This window comes from Pseudomonas sp. 2hn (assembly GCF_019646095.1).
Classification (GTDB): domain Bacteria; phylum Pseudomonadota; class Gammaproteobacteria; order Pseudomonadales; family Pseudomonadaceae; genus Aquipseudomonas; species Aquipseudomonas peradeniyensis.
In genome coordinates, this window is sequence record NZ_CP081016.1 from 3078320 (window position 1) to 3093410 (window position 15091).

Here is a 15091-nt window from a genome sequence, read left to right on the forward strand (position 1 = left end):
GCGAATGCTTATGGATCAGGGAATTAGGCGATGAAACGCATGCTGTTTCGCATAAACATATATCGAATAATCAAATTATATAAAGCCGATATTTACGCTTTTTATCGATCTATCAAAGTCGCATCATGGCCCCATTCCACCGAATCAGAGGAGCATCACCATGCTGCAACTGCGACCCTTCGAGAGCCTTGGCCACGCCAACCACGGCTGGCTGGACGCCCACCATCACTTCTCGTTCGCCGAGTACCATGATCCGGCGCGTGTGCACTGGGGCAACCTGCGGGTCTGGAACGACGACCTGATCGCCGCCGGCGCCGGCTTCCCGCCCCATCCACACCGCGACATGGAAATCATCACCTACGTACGCGAAGGTGCCATCACCCACCAGGACAGCCTGGGGAACAAGGGCCGTACCGAGGCCGGCGACGTGCAGGTGATGAGTGCCGGCAGCGGTATTGTCCACAGCGAATACAACCTGGAGAAGGTCGACACGCGGATCTTCCAGATCTGGATCATTCCCGAGAAGGTCGGCGACGCGCCGTCCTGGGGTACCCGACCGTTCCCCAAAGGCGAACGCGGCGAGGGCTTCGTGACCCTGGCCAGCGGCCGCGAGGGCGATGAGGACAGCCTGCGCATCCGCACCGACGCCCGCCTGGTGGCCGCCACCCTGCGCGCCGGGGAAAGCGCCGAGTACCGGCTCGATGAAGGTCGCCGTGGCTACCTGGTCCCAGCCAAAGGCCTGGTCGAAGTGAACGGGCTGCAGGCCAAGGCGCGCGACGGCGTGGCGATCGAGCAGGAGACGGTGGTGAAGGTGACCGCGCTGCAGGACAGCGAGATCGTGCTGGTGGATGTAGCCTGATCCATCTCGAACACGGGACAAGCCCGCTTGGGTTTGTCCCGTGTTGCTTCGCTAGCCTCGCCGCCTGAGCGTTGCCGACGGCAACTCACCGAAACGCTGGCGATAGCTCTCGGAAAACCGCCCCAAGTGCAGGAAGCCGTAGTCCAACGCCAGTTCGGTCACGCTGCGCACCGCGCAGCTGGGATCGCTCAGGCAGGCCTGCACGCGCTCCAGCTTGCGTTGGCGGATGTACTGCCGAGGCGTGGTATTCAGATGGCGATCGAACAGCGCATACAACGAGCGCACACTCATGTTCGCCTGCTCGGCCAGCGCTTCGGCGCTCACTTCCAGCTTGAGGTTGCGCTCCACGTAGTCCAGGATCCGCTCCAGGCCTGCGCCCGCCCCGCTCAGCGTCTCCATGCGCACGTTGGTGCTCATCAGCGTCAGCAGCTTGCTGGCGATGATCTGGCTGTAATGTCCCTGTACTCGCGGCAACGAGCCGCTCACTTCGGCTTCGTTGCAGATCATGCCCAAAAGATTGAGAAAGCCGCCCAGTTCCTCCAGCCGGTAGTGGTTGCGCAGGAAGCGCACGCCGCCGCTGGGCCTTTGCCAGCGCTGCTCGTCGCAAATGCTGTCGAGCAGGCGCACCGGCACCTTGAGAATGAACTTCTCGCAATCCTCGGAATAGGTCAGGTCCACCGGGTCGTCCGGGTTGATCAGCAACAGCTCGCCCGGCACCAGGTGGTGTTCGCGCTGATGCCCGCGCCACAGGCAGTTGCCGTTGAGCAGCACCTGCAGGTGGTAGATGGTTTCCAGCGCCGGCGAGGTGACCCGCACACTGCCGCCGTAGCTGATCCGGCACAGGTCCAGTTCGGCGAACTTGCGGTGGCTGAGGCTGGCCTGGGGGTGGGTGGTGCGGGACAGGCCGATATGGTGCTGGCCCACATGCCGGTTCACGTAGTCGGACACGGCATAAGGGTCGGCATGGTGGAACACGCAGCTTTGCTCGCTCAGCAGGCGGCTTTCCATGGACAAGGCACTCGCCATCGTTATTGTTATGGGCGCCGCCCGCTGCTACCCGGGAGGTGCGCAGGTGGTCGTTCACGGTCATTCTATCCAGCAGCCCAGGGTGTGTCGGGGCAGGTGACGGTCGGCTGGCAAGGCCCACACTAAGCAAAAACCCGGGGTCTGGGCAATGCGCAGGCGACAAACGCCGGGCGGACAGCGGACAGTGCGCGGATCAGCTTGTTCGATCAGCGAACACGGCTCATTGCACCGGCAGGAAATTCATCAGCAGCAGGCTCTGCGCGTAGTTCAGGCCGATCCTCCGGTAGCGCTCATCGAGCATTTGCGCCAGCAGGTCCAGGCGGGCGACGACCTTGCCGAACTCCACCGCAAAACTCAGGTTGCTGCCCTGCTCGGTGATCTCGTTGGAGAACAGCAGCAGCACGCCGTTGGCATCCTGGCGCTGGCTGAGCATCCAGGTGGCCTTCTCGATGTTGCGGGCGGCGTTGTTGATGAACAACGGATCGAGGGTGTCGGTCATGTAGAACTCGGTGCGTCCGCCATGGGCGGTGACCAGCATGCTGCCGATGGCGTAGATGAACGCGCCTACCCGATCACCACGAAATTCAGGGCTCAGGGCGTAGCTCAGGGCGGTCAGGTCACGGCGCTCGCCCAGTTGCGGCAAGGGTTGGCGTTGCTCGATGGCGATACGAATCTGCCGCGCCGCCGTGGTGGCGTCAAGGTAGCCGGACTGCTTCCACTGGCTGGGGTTGCGCAGGTACAGCTTGTTCATCAGCAGGTAGAGGCTTTGCAGGTTGTCGCGCATGGCCAGGGTCGCCATGCGATCGACACTGGTCTGGAACAGCTCGTCCGGCTTGCCGTTGCCGAACTGGGTCAGCATGTCACGCCCCTGTTGCTGGGTGCAGGCGGCCAGGCACGCCAGACTGCCGGCCAGTAGTAGACAGCGGGGAAACTGGATGAGTCGTCGTACGGCCATCGGCACCGGTGGGGGTCGTCGGCCCTGCCGGGGATCGGCGGGGCCTGGCCATGCATAGAACGCACAAATGCGAAAAAGTGCGATGGCCAGGCCGATTGCCGGTGCGCGGCCTTACAGGGCGTGACGCAACATCTCCAGCACCTGCGCATGCAGCGCCGGATCGCCACAGGCCACCACGCAGCCACCGTCCTGGGCCGAGCTGCCGTCCCAGGCGGTGATGACGCCGCCCGCCCCTTCGATGATCGGCATCAGCGCCTGTACGTCGTACGGCTGCAGGCTCGCCTCGACGATCACATCGACGAACCCCGATGCCAGCATGCAGTAGGCGTAGCAGTCACCGCCGTAGCGCATCAGCCGCGCCTTGCCGGCGACCGACTCGAAGGCCGCCTTGCGCGCCGGGGTATCGAACATGTCGGGGGTGGTGCACATCAGCGTGGCTGAAGCCAGGTCGGCGCAGGCGCGGGTCTTGAGCGGCGTGTCACCGCGCCATGCGCCTTGTGGGGTGCCGATGAAGCGCTCGCCGGTGAACGGCTGGTTCATCACACCGACCACCGGGTGCTCGCCATCGTTGAGGGCGATCAGCGTGCCCCACAGCGGCAGGCCAGTGATGAAGGCACGTGTGCCGTCGATCGGGTCGAGCACCCAGGTCAACGGGCTGCTGCCCTGTGCGGTGCCCTGCTCCTCGCCGAGGATGCCATGGGCCGGATAACGGGCCTGGATCAGCTGGCGCATGGCCTCTTCGGCGGCCTTGTCAGCGACGGTCACCGGGTCGTACAGGCGTCCGCCCTTGTCCTCGACATCCAGGCTGGCGCGAAAATACGGCTGGATCGCGGTGGCGGCGGCATCGGCCAGCTGTTCGGCGAAATGGCGGAATTCGACGATCTGGTCAGCGCTCAGGGACATGGGGCGGGCCTCGTGATTGGAAAGGATCGGCATCATACCCGACTACACGATGAGGCGGATTCCGGCGGCATCAATGATATTGTTATGCCATTATTCCTGCTTCATTTAACCGTCACTCACTCGTTGTACTAGGATAGCAAGCAGCTTCAACGGCCCCGCCGGCAGTCAAGGACGCTGGTCACTGGCGCGCGCAGGCCTTCGTTCCACCGCTTATCATGGATGACACGATGAATTCGCACTTGCTCTTTCCGCAGATCGGCAAAGTCATAGCCAGTACCGGCAGCCGCCATTTTCCGCGGCATCTGCACGACCTGATCCAGACCCACCTGACCATCGACGCCACGCATATTCGCCAGTTGCGCGACCCGGTTTGCGCCACCCGCCCGGACGCGACGCTGATCAGCGAGACGGTGTTCAGTGCCGGCGATTCGGGCGAAGACTTCGACGACCCTGCGCGCCTGCACCTGGCGCGGCGCAAGGATGGTTACCGCTACGAGATCACGGTGTTGCGGGCTGACCCGCGGGTTGGCTTCTCGGCGACCGAACGCAGCCGGCTCGAAGACATTTCGCCGTTGCTGCTGCCTATGCTGGAGAAGCACATCAATGCCTTGCAGCCGGCCGCTTCTGGACCGGTGGACCTCGACAGCGTCGAGCAGCGGTTTATGGAACGGCTGCGACAGACGGGGATCAGCCTGTCGCACCGGGAGATGCAGGTGTGCGAGGGGTTGCTGGCCGGGCTTACGGCGCCGCAGCAGGCCGAGCAATTGCGGCTCAAGGTCAATACGGTGGAGAGCTACCTGCGCAGGGCGGCGATCAAGTTGGGGATCAGTGGGCGGCATTCGTTGATGAGGTGGATGTATGGTTAGGGGGCTCTGGTTCCTTGGTGATTGTTTTGGTTTTTGTATGCGCATTCGTAGTTGATGTCGACATTTAGTCACCTTTTCGCCTTTACGGCGACCTACTTTTCTCTAGGGAAAAGTAGGCAAAACCGTTCCGCTCCGTTCATCCGGCCCCTACGCTGCGCTCCGGGGTTCCCTCGCTCCGTTCTTGCTCCCGTGGGTACCGCGCTGTACGCCCCATCCTGGGGCGCAGCGCTCGACGGCCATCCATGGCCGTCGCCCCACTACGCAAGAACTCCGCTCGGCCTCCTGAAGTCGCAATTGGTGGCGCCTGGACTATTGCGCGCTTAGAAGCAAGAGCAAGAGCAAGAGATGCGAAGTTAGTTGTTTGACCGTTATTTATATATTTGCTGTTCCGGCCCCTTCGCGGGGCAAGCCCGCTCCTACAGGGTTATATATATAACGGCAACTATCGCGTGGGAGCGGGCTTGCCCCGCGATACGATCGAGAGATTAATTAAGTTCCAACTAGCGACAGCTGCACCAGTCCAGGCGCCGCCCGTAACTTCGCGACTTCAGGAGGCCGAACGCAGGCCTTGCGGAGGGAGGTGACGGGCATGGATGCCCGTCAAGCGCTGGGGCCCAGGATGGGCCCTGCAGCGCGGTCCTCCCGGGAGCAAGGCCGGAGTGAGGGAATCCCGCCACGAGCGGGACGGATGAATGGAGCGAGGTTTTTTTGGTGACTTTTTGATCCTTCAAAAAGTTACCCGCCGTTGAACTGACCCCCGAAAGTTGGACGCCTGACTCCAACCGGAGGGTGTTCCATGACGAAATACAATCTAGCGCTCAAGCAAGCACTCATCGAAGAGTGCCTTTCTGCACGGAGTGTTCATGAGGTAGCACTGAAGCATAGCCTGAGTCCATCGTTGCTACGCCGTTGGATAAAGGGCTATGAGCAACACGGCGCAGCAGGTCTGACTACCAAGTACAGCCACTACGACGCCCAGTTCAAGTTGAAGGTTTTGCAGTGCATCGAGCAAGGCGGACTGTCAGCCCAGCAAGCCTGCATACAGTTTGATATCCGAGGTCCGAGTAGCATCAGGCAGTGGAAAAGGCTGTACGATGAAGGCGGAGTAGAAGCACTTCACCCGCATCGTGCCCGAGAATCCCGAATGCCCCGCAAAGCATCAAAACAACCCAGCATAAGCCCGGCTCCCCCTGCAGATACCGAGCTGACACCTGAGCAGATGCTCGAAGAGCTGGAGTATCTGCGTGCGGAGAATGCCTATCTAAAAAAGCTCGATGCCTTGATCCAAGCGGACCCCAGCACTGCGCAATCAAGAAAGCGCAGACCGTCCAAGGATTGAGGCATGAGCATCGGCTAGCTCTGCTTTTACGCGCGGCAGGGCTGGCACGCAGCACCTTCTATTACCAAAGCAAAGCGTTGGTGACCGACAAGCATGCGGTTCTCAAAGAGCGCATCAATAGCCTCTATCACAAGCACAAGGGGCGGTACGGCTATCGCCGCATCACCGCAGTGCTTGAGCGGCACGGCGAAGTGATCAATCACAAGAAGGTGCAGCGGTTGATGCAGTTGATGAATCTGAAATCCCTGGTAAAAGTGAAGAAATATCGCTCCTACCGAGGTTCCGAAGGGCTTGTTGCATCTGATCTGCTCAAGCGTGAATTCAAGGCGGAAGCCCCTAATCAGAAATGGGTAACCGATGTGACTGAGTTCAAGGTGAAAGGGCAGAAGCTGTATCTTTCACCTGTGATGGACCTGTACAACGGCGAAATTCTTGCCTATCAGATCAATCCGCGCCCTGAGTTCAAGATGGTATCGACGATGTTGGAGCAAGCTTTCGAGCGGCTGAGCCCAGATGACAAACCGATATTGCACTCCGATCAAGGTTGGCAATATCGACAGCCTGCTTATCGACATATGCTGGGCGGAAAGGAAATCCAGCAGAGCATGTCGCGTAAGGGCAACTGCCTGGACAATGCCGCGATGGAAAGCTTTTTCGGTACACTCAAGAGCGAGTTTTTCTATCTGGAATCGTTTGACAGTGTTGAGCAACTGGCATCAGGGCTAGAGGACTACATCGCCTACTACAATCAAGAACGTATAAGTCTAAGACTGAATGGCTTGAGCCCGGTACAATTTCGGACTCAAGCGCTGAACCCATAGCGTACCCCGTCCAACTTTCGGGGGTCAGTTCACGTAAGGACGGAAAGGTGACTTCTCGTCGCCACCGCAAATGAATGCGCATAAAACTTACAAAACTACCCAACAACAACAACAACAACAACAACAACAACAACAACAACAACAACAAGCCCCAGGTCAGGCCCCAGGTCCCCGAGGTAACGCTTCGGCCTGAGCCGTTCTCGCCGCGACCGGCGGAGTCAACCGCAACACCCGATCCCGCCCCCCCTCAGCAAGCAGATACCCACCCTTTCCATCCGGAACAATAGCCTGAGGCGCCTTCAGATAGCTGAGCACCGTATGGCGAGTACCATCACCATCAATACGCAGCAACCGCGCTCGATGAGTCGAGTCCTCGCTGATCCAAAGCCCACGCTGGTCACAAAGCAGGAACGTTGGATTACGCAGCCCCTCCACCACCACTGGATCAGCACCTTCGGCATTGAGCGCACGAACCTTGCCGGCGGCCTTCTCGGTATATAACAGCCGCCCATCGGTACAACGGGTCAGACCTTCCGTTTCGGTCAGCCCCGCACGCAGCACATCGAGTTCACCGCTGCGCCAGTCGTAGCGCATCAACCGGCCATCACCCTTGCGGTCTTCGATGGCATAAAGATGCTGGCCATCGTTATACAGGCCCTGCACGTTGTTACCCTCGAACAGCTGGCTGACTTGCCCATCGCGCGAAACGCTGACCGGTGCCCCGCCTACCTCCTGGCTGAACGCCCAGCCACCCTCGACGGCAACCATGCCGTCGGGCTTGGACAAACGATCAAGCACCACCACCCGATCCCCCTCGGCGGTGATGCGCATGATGCTGCCCTTGCCGCCGTTCAGCTCGCGGCTGACCAGCAGGCTGCCGTCGGCCTGGGGCAGCAGCGAAGCGGCCCGGGTCACCGAGTTGTGCAGCACCTGCACGTTCCAGCCCTCGGCGGCCTGCACCGGATAGAAGGACTGCCAGCCGAAGAAGCCCAGGGTACAGGCCGCCAGGCCCACGGTGGTGGCCAGGGTAAGACGGACAGCACGTTTGCGCAGGACAGGCATCATCGATTCAGCTCCGTGAAAGTGCTGGCGATGCTAGCAAGGTGATGTGAAAAAAATGTCGTTGCCATAAACCCTGGGAAACTTCCTACAACTGCGCCATGGAAACGCTGTCATCACATTCAGTATTTGGATACCGGGTATTCCAACATTTAATTTGTAGATGATGCAGCCACGCCCCTATGCTGGCGGTGCATCCCCTGCACGCACCGGCCGGTGTGGTCCAAGGCATGGGGAGAGAACAACAAGTCGAGACCGTTCATGTCGAAACCTTCCTACTTCGCCCCCCACGGTGGGCACCCGGCTCAGACCGAGCTGCTGACTGACCGTGCCATGTTCACCGAAGCCTATGCCGTCATCCCCAAGGGCGTGATGCGTGACATCGTCACCAGCCACCTGCCGTTCTGGGACAAGATGCGCATGTGGGTCATCGCCCGTCCGCTGACCGGTTTCGCCGAGACCTTCTCCCAGTACATCGTCGAAGTCGCCCCCGAAGGCGGCAGCGAGCGTCCAGAACTGGACCCGAACGCCGAAGCCGTGCTGTTCGTGGTCGAGGGCGAGATCGACATCACCGTCGAAGGCAAGCACCACACCCTGGTTCCCGGCGGCTACGCGTTCCTGGCCCCGGGCGCCGACTGGAGCCTGCGCAACAACAGCAAGGCCAACGTCACCTTCCACTGGCTGCGCAAGCACTACCAGAAGGTCGAAGGCCTGCCGGTTCCCGAGTCGTTCGTCACCCACCGCGACAACGCCACCGTCATCGAGATGCCGGGCACCGAAGGCCGTTGGGTCACCACCCGCTTCGTCGACATGGCCGACATGCGCCACGACATGCACGTGAACATCGTGACCTTCCAGCCGGGCGGCGTGATTCCGTTCGCCGAGACCCACGTCATGGAACACGGCCTGTACGTGCTGGAAGGCAAGGCGGTGTACCGCCTGAACCAGGACTGGGTCGAGGTCGAGGCCGGCGACTTCATGTGGCTGCGCGCCTTCTGCCCGCAGGCCTGCTACTCCGGCGGCCCGGGCCCGTTCAGCTACCTGCTGTACAAGGACGTCAACCGTCACGTGCACCTGACGCTCAATCCGCAGCGTTAGTCGTAAGCATCACCAGCGTGGGAGCGGGCTTGTCGGAACGCCGCACCGCCCGGATCACCGGCGAAGCCGGTGCTCTACACCCCATCGCGGGGCAAGCCCGCTCCCACGCTGTCCAGTGCCCCTGCGCGACGGTGCAGCCAAACGGGCTGGACGACCTCCTGCAGGTCTTGATCCATACTGATCGGACCTTCCCCCTACGGCATCCCCGCCATGACCCTCCTGCGCCCTCTGTTCGTCCTGCTGCTCCTGCTGCCGGGCACCTTGCCGTGGGCGGACGACTGGCAACTCGCCCACCAGGAAGACGGCATCGATGTCTACCTGAGCAGTGTCAGCGGTTCGCCCTACCAGCAGTTCCGCGGCATCACCCGGATCAAGGCCAGCCTGCGCACCCTCACCGACCTGCAGGAGAACCTGCGGGTGGCCTGCAAATGGCTGTACGCCTGCGCCGACATGCGCCTGCTGGAGGTGGACGGCGACACCACCTGGGTCTACCTCACCACCGCCCTGCCCTGGCCGGCCAAGCCCCGCGACATGGTGCTCAAGGTACGCACCGAGCGCCTCGACGACGACACCCTGGTCCGCCACCTGAGCGCCGAGCCCGGGCGGGTACCGGCAACACCCGGGCTGATCCGCGTGCGCCGGCTCAGCGGCGAGTGGATCATGCGCCCGCTGGGCGAGCGCGAGACCGAGGTCACCTACCAGCTACGCGCCGACCCGGCCGGCGATGTGCCGGGCTGGCTGGCCAATCGCTTCGTCGTCGATGCGCCGATGGTCACCCTGAAGACCTTGCGGGCGGTGGCCGAGCGTCAACCGTAATCGCTAGCGACTGCGCAGCAGCAGGGACGCCAGCGCACAACCGAGCAACGCCACGCACGACAGGTAGAACGCATCCGAATAAGCCATCAGGTAAGCCTGCTCGCGCACGCTCTGGTCGATCAACGCCAAGGTCTGCATCACCTGCGGCGACTGCGGGTCGACCATGCCGCCAGGCAGGCGCTGCTGCAGCCCGCCGTCGAACAGCGTCAGCCCTTCGCCGACCCGCACCGAATGAAAGCGCTCGCGCTGCGACACCAGTTGCGTGAGCAGCGCCGTGCCCAGCGCGCCGCCTAGGTTGCGCAGCATCGAGATCAGCGCCGAGGCCGAGCCGGCCTGGGCCTTGTCCAGGCCCTTCACCGCCAGCACCGACAGCGCCACCATGATCAGCGGCTGGCCAATGCCGCGCACCACGGTCGAGGGGATGATCACGTTGCTGCCCGCGTCCACCGTCAGCGTCGAGCCCAGCCAGCAGCCCAGGGCCATGATGGCGAAGCCGCTGGCCACCAGCAGCTTGGCGTTGAGCCAGCGCATCAGCCGGGGCAGCAACGGCGCCAGCAGCAACTGGACCAGGCCGTAGGCGATCAGGCTCTTGCCGATCTCGCTGGCGCTGTAGCCCTGCACCAGCGACAGGTAGTTGGGAACCAGGAACACCAGGCCGAAAGTGGCCGCGCCGAACACCGCCATGGCCAGGCTCGACACGCCGAAGTTGTAGCTGCCCAGCAGCCGCAGGTTGATGAACGGCCGCGTGCCCCACAGCTGGCGCTGGATGAACAGCGCCAGGGCGATCACCGCGACGAGGCTGAAACCGACGATGAAGCGCGACTCGAACCAGTCCTTGCGCCCGCCCTCCTCCAGCACCACCTGCAACGCCCCCAGCCCCAGCGCCATGGCGACGATGCCCAGCCAGTCAGCCTGGCGCAGGGCACTGCGATCACCGGCCTGGCCCTTGATCGACCAGGCCACCGCCGCCAGCAGGGCCACGCCCGGCGGCAGCTGCAGCAGGAAGATCCAGCGCCAGGAGTACATGTCGGTGAGCCAGCCGCCGATCGACGGCCCGGCGGCCTGGGCCACGCTGTTGGACAGGCTGAACAATGCCATGCCCAGCGCCAGGCGGCTGGCCGGCAGCTCGGTGATGATCAGCTGCATCGACAGCGGGATCAGCACCGCGCCGGAGGCGCCCTGGATCACCCGCAGACTGATCATCGCCTCCAGGCTGCCGGCCATGGCGCAGCTCACCGAGCTGACCAGGAACACCGCCGAGCCCACCAGCATCACCCGGCGCAGGGAGAACACCTGCACCAGCCAGGCCGTCAGCGGGATCATGCTGATCTCGGCCACCAGGTAGGCGGTGGAGATCCACGAGCCCTCCTCGAAGCTGGCCCCCAGCGCGCCCTCGATCTCGGGCAGGGCGGCGCTGGTGACATGCACGTTCATGCCGGCCATGAAGCAGCCGAACAGGCCGCCGATCACCGCCACCCAGGCGCGCAGCGAGACTTTGTCCTCAGCGCTCATGGCGGGCCTGCCGGGTGTCGACGGTGGCGATCACCGACATGCCGGGCAGCAGCCGTGGGCTGTCGTCGCCCTCCGGGTCGAGGTGGATGCGTACCGGAAAGCGCTGGACGATCTTGGTGAAGTTGCCAGTGGCGTTGTCCGGCGGCAGCAGCGCGAACACCGCGCCGGAGCCTGGGGAGACGCTGTCTACCGTGCCGCGCCAGTGCTGGCCGAAGGTGTCGACCTCAAGGGTCACCGGCTGGCCGGGGCGCATCTGCGCCAGCTGGGTTTCCTTGAAGTTGGCCACCACGTACGCCTGCGCCACCGGTACCAGCGCCAGCAGCGGCAGGCCGGGGGTGACGTACTGCTGCTGGCGCACCTTGCGCTGGCCGATCACGCCGTCGAACGGCGCGCGGATCTCGGTGTCGGCCAGGGCGCTGCGGGCCAGGTCGGCCTCGGCGCGGGCCTGGTCGAGGTCAGCCTGGCGCTGCAGCAGCTCGGCTTCCAGTTGCTTGCCCTGCTGCTCCAGCATCGCCTTGCGCGCATGCTGGCGGGCCAGTTCGGCGTCGGCGGCGCGCTGCATGGCCTGGGCCTGGATACGGGTGGCGCGGGCCTGCTCCATGCGCTGCACGCTGGCCGCCTGCCATTGTGCCAGGTGCTGGTAGCGCTGCCAGTCGGCCTCGGCCCGCTGCGCCTCGCCGCGGCTGCCACCGCGTTCGGCGTCGGCGCGGGCGATGGCGTGGGCCTGCTCGTCCTGCTCGGCGGCGAAGGCGCGCAGACGCATGCGTTGCACCTGCAGCGCCGCCTCGCTCACCGCCAGTTGCGCCTCGGCCTTGCGCAGGCGGTCGCGAAAGTCGCGTTCGTCCAGGCGCACCAGCAGGTCGCCGGCCTTGACCGTGGCGTTGTCCGCCACCGCCACCTCGGCCACGTAGCCACTGACCCGGGCACTGATCGGTGCCCAGTCAGCGCGCACGTAGGCGTCGTCGGTTTGCTCCAGGAAACGACCATCCAGCCACCAGTAGCCGCCATAGGCCGCCGCCAGCAGCCCCAGTCCCCCGGCCAGGCCGAAGCGCAGCAGGCGCTGGCGGCGCCGGGCGCGGGTTTGCTCGAAGGTGTGCTGGGGATCTGGGCTGACCGCCTGGTTCATGCTGGGCTCCATCCGATGGGGGGAGCGCCAGGGTACGGAATCTGAGATTGTCGTTCGCTCGCGAATCGGCAAGCAATCGTCGCGAAATGGACAGCAAATCAGTGAGTAGAGAACCTGTAGGAGCGGCCTTGTGCCGCGAAAGGGCTGCAAAGCAGCCCCGGCGATCTTTGCGCTTACGCTGAAATCCGGGGGCCGCTATGCGGCCCTTTCGCGGCACAAGGCCGCTCCTACAGGGGGTTGCGTCCGCTGTGGGAGACTTTCAATCCTGTAGGAACGCCAGCACCTGCTCCGCGGCCACCTGCGGATCTTCCTGCATGAAGCAGTGCCCACCCGCCACCTGCCGCGCACTCACCTGGGCGTTGAGCCCCGCCAGGCGCTGTACCGAGTGCGGCACGAACGGATAGGTCTGCTCGCCGTACAGGATCCGCGTCGGCGTCTGGATACGGCCCAGCTGCTGCCACATACGCTCGGGGAACGAACTGAAGATCTCCACCTCACGGCTGGGCCGGCACTTGAGTACCACGCCTTCGCCGCAATCGCCGATGGCGTGCTCCACATAGGCCTGCAAGGCGGCGTCGGTCCAGCCCTTGAAGATCCCCCGCCCTTGCAGCGAGGCCTGCGCCGCCTCGCGATCAGGCCAGTGACTGCGGCGGGTGGCGGCCTTGCGCGCCAGGGCGTGGCGACGGTGCAGGCCGACCATGGCGGCGGCGCCCATTACCCCGATCATGCGCCGGCTGAACAGTACCGGGTCGAGCAGCACGGCGCGTTGGAACAACTGCGGCTCGCTGGCCAGGATCAGGCCGGTGAGCACGCCGCCGAAACTGTGGCCCAAGGCGTAACGCGGGACATCGCCATACTCGCCACGCCCGGCCTCGAACGCCTCCACCGCCAGCGCCGCGCTGCGGTTCCAACCGCAAAAGGCGCCGCCGTGGTCACTGTCGCCATGGCCTTGCACATCGCTCAGCCACAGGTCGAAGTGTTCGCCCAGGCGCATGAGCATCGGTTGGTAGACCAGGCTGCAGAAGCCGTTGCCATGCAGAAAGTGCAGCAGCGGCCTGCCACTGGCGGGGGTTCGCCATCCGCGCAGGGTAAAGCCTTCCGCGCATTCATGGGACCAGGGAATCAACTCCATCGACGGCACTCATCGGCTCTAGGAAAACGCCGATTCTACAAACAGCAGCGGATACAGTGAAATCACCAGCAGCACGGCCATCAGGACATTGAACAGCACCACCGCGCGCGGGTTGCGCAGCAAGTTGCGCAAGGCGCTGCCGAACATCACCCAGATACCGACGCTGGGCAGGTTCACCAGGGCAAAAACGGTGGCGATGACAATCACGTTGAACACGTAGCCCTGGGCCGGCGTATAGGTGGTGATCGCCCCGATCGCCATTACCCAGGCCTTCGGGTTGACCCACTGGAATGCCGCGGCGCCCCAGAACCCGAGCGGCTTGCGACTGCCGACGGTATCGCCAGACATCGGTCCGGAGGTGGCGATCTTCCAGGCCAGGTACAGCAGGTACGCCGCGCCCGCGTAGCGCAGGATGCTGTACAGCGGTGGCCAGGCCTTGAACACCTCGCCCAGCCCGAGGCCCACCGCCAGCACCATCACCATGAAGCCGACACTGATGCCCAGGGCGTGGGGAATGCTGCGACGCACGCCGAAGTTGACCCCCGAGGCCAGCAGCATGGTGTTGTTCGGACCGGGGGTGATGGAAGAAACGAAGGCGAACAGGACGAACGCACTGAGCAGATCGAGCGAGGCAAGCATGGCGGCGGTTTCCGGCTTTTCTGATTATCGAAAGGCCACAGTAGCGGAGGGTTGAATGGAATGACCGGTACAGTTAGGTGAAATTGAGTGGATACACATTTCTGAGCTGGTTGTATGGCCTCCGGGTGCATGCCTTCAGGCTTGCATCGTCCTTGAGATCGAGCGCCGCCCGCGCGGCGCATCGCGGCACAAGGCCGCTCCCACATCTGTTTCGGGCCAATTTTTCCTGTGCCATTACCTGGTCCGCCCTGTTGGTACGACGCGGTTTCAGCGTGGTCGCTACCGCCGCTCCACATGACTGAAGACATGCACCAAGGCGGGCAACCATGGCGTAACAGGTTCGGCACGTTGCAACAAATGTGGGAGCGGCGGTGCGCCGATGCGACTTGACCCGCGATGCGCCGCGCGGGCGGCGCTCGATCTCATAGGCGCTGCAAATCTTCCGACAAACCACCAGTTCTATTAATTGCGAGGCGCCTCGCCCCAGAACGACGCCTGCGCCAATACCGGTACCTCGACGCGGCTGCGCTGGCCGCCGCGCTCGATCACCAGGCCGCGGCCTTCGATGGCCACCAGGTGCACGCCACGGGCCAGTTCCTCGCCGCTGCGCACGGCACGCGCCGGGCCACCGTCGATGCTGACGATGGCCACCGCGCCCTGGCTGCCGGCCATCACCCCGCTGACCTGGATCTGCACCTGCAACGGCAGGTCGGCGAACCAACGCCCGGCCGGCGCTTCGCTGGGCGCCAGGGCTTCGGCGGGCTGCTGCGATACCACGTCCAGCGAGGGCTGCAGCAACAGGCTGGTCCAGGTCACCAGGCCGGCGATCAGGGCCAGCAACCCCAGCCCCTGCAACAACGGGCCGAGGGACAGGTTGAGACGGGCAATACGCATGGTCACGCGCTCCTTGTGTGCCTGCGTCCGAGCATACCGACCTAAT

At 63.6% G+C, this 15091-nt stretch carries 14 protein-coding genes; 5 read left to right on the forward strand and 9 right to left on the reverse strand.

The features are described from left to right. Positions 1 to 160: 160 nt before the first annotated feature. A complete protein-coding gene (locus K2O50_RS13785; RefSeq protein ID WP_050705705.1) occupies positions 161 to 859 on the forward strand; it encodes a pirin family protein in 699 nt (232 codons plus the stop codon). 51 nt (positions 860 to 910) lie between these two features. On the opposite strand, the gene K2O50_RS13790 is transcribed toward K2O50_RS13785, so the two are convergent. From K2O50_RS13790 to hisN, 3 genes are all read right to left on the reverse strand, one after another. Beyond that, positions 911 to 1867, reverse strand: a complete 957-nt coding sequence (locus K2O50_RS13790) for an AraC family transcriptional regulator (protein ID WP_220689811.1) — start codon at positions 1865 to 1867, stop codon at positions 911 to 913. A gap of 238 nt (positions 1868 to 2105) precedes the next feature. Further along, the gene (locus K2O50_RS13795; RefSeq protein WP_050705703.1) at positions 2106 to 2840 is read right to left on the reverse strand and encodes a hypothetical protein; all 735 of its coding nucleotides are present in this window, start codon (positions 2838 to 2840) and stop codon (positions 2106 to 2108) included. Positions 2841 to 2951: 111 nt separating this feature from the next. Continuing rightward, positions 2952 to 3743, reverse strand: a complete 792-nt coding sequence (gene hisN, locus K2O50_RS13800) for a histidinol-phosphatase (protein ID WP_050705702.1) — start codon at positions 3741 to 3743, stop codon at positions 2952 to 2954. A gap of 227 nt (positions 3744 to 3970) precedes the next feature. Between hisN and K2O50_RS13805 the strand changes: the two genes are divergently transcribed. Further along, positions 3971 to 4609 carry a helix-turn-helix transcriptional regulator gene (locus K2O50_RS13805; protein ID WP_050705701.1) on the forward strand — a complete coding sequence of 213 codons (639 nt, stop codon included), beginning with the start codon at positions 3971 to 3973 and terminating at the stop codon, positions 4607 to 4609. 796 nt (positions 4610 to 5405) lie between these two features. Next, positions 5406 to 6769 (forward strand): IS3 family transposase gene (locus tag K2O50_RS13810; protein ID WP_220689812.1). Its coding sequence is split into 2 segments (ribosomal slippage): positions 5406 to 5871 and positions 5871 to 6769, totalling 1365 coding nucleotides; the frame shifts between segments, so codons are not numbered across the junction. A 156-nt stretch (positions 6770 to 6925) separates the two neighbouring features. On the opposite strand, the gene K2O50_RS13815 is transcribed toward K2O50_RS13810, so the two are convergent. Further along, entirely contained in the window at positions 6926 to 7834 is a 909-nt protein-coding gene (locus K2O50_RS13815) for a hypothetical protein (protein WP_220689813.1), read from the reverse strand. Positions 7835 to 8089: 255 nt separating this feature from the next. Between K2O50_RS13815 and K2O50_RS13820 the strand changes: the two genes are divergently transcribed. Together K2O50_RS13820 and K2O50_RS13825 are read left to right on the forward strand one after the other, a co-directional pair. Next, a complete protein-coding gene (locus K2O50_RS13820; protein ID WP_028692239.1) occupies positions 8090 to 8926 on the forward strand; it encodes a bifunctional allantoicase/(S)-ureidoglycine aminohydrolase in 837 nt (278 codons plus the stop codon). 210 nt (positions 8927 to 9136) lie between these two features. Then, the gene (locus K2O50_RS13825) at positions 9137 to 9742 is read left to right on the forward strand and encodes an START domain-containing protein (protein WP_050705440.1); all 606 of its coding nucleotides are present in this window, start codon (positions 9137 to 9139) and stop codon (positions 9740 to 9742) included. Between the two features lie 3 nt (positions 9743 to 9745). On the opposite strand, the gene K2O50_RS13830 is transcribed toward K2O50_RS13825, so the two are convergent. The 5 genes from K2O50_RS13830 to K2O50_RS13850 all read right to left on the reverse strand — a co-directional run bounded on the left by K2O50_RS13830 (position 9746) and on the right by K2O50_RS13850 (position 15045). Continuing rightward, positions 9746 to 11254 (reverse strand): MDR family MFS transporter, encoded by a 1509-nt coding sequence (locus K2O50_RS13830; RefSeq protein WP_050705439.1) that lies wholly within the window; start codon positions 11252 to 11254, stop codon positions 9746 to 9748. Further along, complete coding sequence (locus K2O50_RS13835) at positions 11244 to 12380, reverse strand: HlyD family secretion protein (RefSeq protein WP_050705438.1); 1137 nt, start codon at positions 12378 to 12380, stop codon at positions 11244 to 11246. The genes K2O50_RS13830 and K2O50_RS13835 overlap by 11 nt, the downstream gene beginning before the upstream one ends. A 259-nt stretch (positions 12381 to 12639) precedes the next feature. Then, positions 12640 to 13512 carry an alpha/beta fold hydrolase gene (locus K2O50_RS13840; RefSeq protein WP_050705437.1) on the reverse strand — a complete coding sequence of 291 codons (873 nt, stop codon included), beginning with the start codon at positions 13510 to 13512 and terminating at the stop codon, positions 12640 to 12642. A gap of 18 nt (positions 13513 to 13530) precedes the next feature. After that, complete coding sequence (locus K2O50_RS13845; protein ID WP_050705436.1) at positions 13531 to 14151, reverse strand: LysE family translocator; 621 nt, start codon at positions 14149 to 14151, stop codon at positions 13531 to 13533. Between the two features lie 462 nt (positions 14152 to 14613). Further along, the gene (locus K2O50_RS13850; RefSeq protein ID WP_050705435.1) at positions 14614 to 15045 is read right to left on the reverse strand and encodes a general secretion pathway protein GspC; all 432 of its coding nucleotides are present in this window, start codon (positions 15043 to 15045) and stop codon (positions 14614 to 14616) included. Between the last annotated feature and the right edge of the window lie 46 nt (positions 15046 to 15091).

What these genes read in the sequence shown, in the direction of transcription:
- K2O50_RS13790 (WP_220689811.1), bottom strand. Translation starts at nt 1,867, where the DNA reads ATGGAAAGCCGCCTGCTGAGCGAGCAAAGCTGCGTGTTCCACCATGCC.
- K2O50_RS13785 (WP_050705705.1), top strand. Translation starts at nt 161, where the DNA reads ATGCTGCAACTGCGACCCTTCGAGAGCCTTGGCCACGCCAACCACGGC.
- K2O50_RS13850 (WP_050705435.1), bottom strand. Translation starts at nt 15,045, where the DNA reads ATGCGTATTGCCCGTCTCAACCTGTCCCTCGGCCCGTTGTTGCAGGGG.
- hisN (WP_050705702.1), bottom strand. Translation starts at nt 3,743, where the DNA reads ATGTCCCTGAGCGCTGACCAGATCGTCGAATTCCGCCATTTCGCCGAA.
- K2O50_RS13815 (WP_220689813.1), bottom strand. Translation starts at nt 7,834, where the DNA reads ATGATGCCTGTCCTGCGCAAACGTGCTGTCCGTCTTACCCTGGCCACC.
- K2O50_RS13835 (WP_050705438.1), bottom strand. Translation starts at nt 12,380, where the DNA reads ATGAACCAGGCGGTCAGCCCAGATCCCCAGCACACCTTCGAGCAAACC.
- K2O50_RS13830 (WP_050705439.1), bottom strand. Translation starts at nt 11,254, where the DNA reads ATGAGCGCTGAGGACAAAGTCTCGCTGCGCGCCTGGGTGGCGGTGATC.
- K2O50_RS13795 (WP_050705703.1), bottom strand. Translation starts at nt 2,840, where the DNA reads ATGGCCGTACGACGACTCATCCAGTTTCCCCGCTGTCTACTACTGGCC.
- K2O50_RS13805 (WP_050705701.1), top strand. Translation starts at nt 3,971, where the DNA reads ATGAATTCGCACTTGCTCTTTCCGCAGATCGGCAAAGTCATAGCCAGT.
- K2O50_RS13825 (WP_050705440.1), top strand. Translation starts at nt 9,137, where the DNA reads ATGACCCTCCTGCGCCCTCTGTTCGTCCTGCTGCTCCTGCTGCCGGGC.
- K2O50_RS13840 (WP_050705437.1), bottom strand. Translation starts at nt 13,512, where the DNA reads ATGGAGTTGATTCCCTGGTCCCATGAATGCGCGGAAGGCTTTACCCTG.
- K2O50_RS13845 (WP_050705436.1), bottom strand. Translation starts at nt 14,151, where the DNA reads ATGCTTGCCTCGCTCGATCTGCTCAGTGCGTTCGTCCTGTTCGCCTTC.
- K2O50_RS13820 (WP_028692239.1), top strand. Translation starts at nt 8,090, where the DNA reads ATGTCGAAACCTTCCTACTTCGCCCCCCACGGTGGGCACCCGGCTCAG.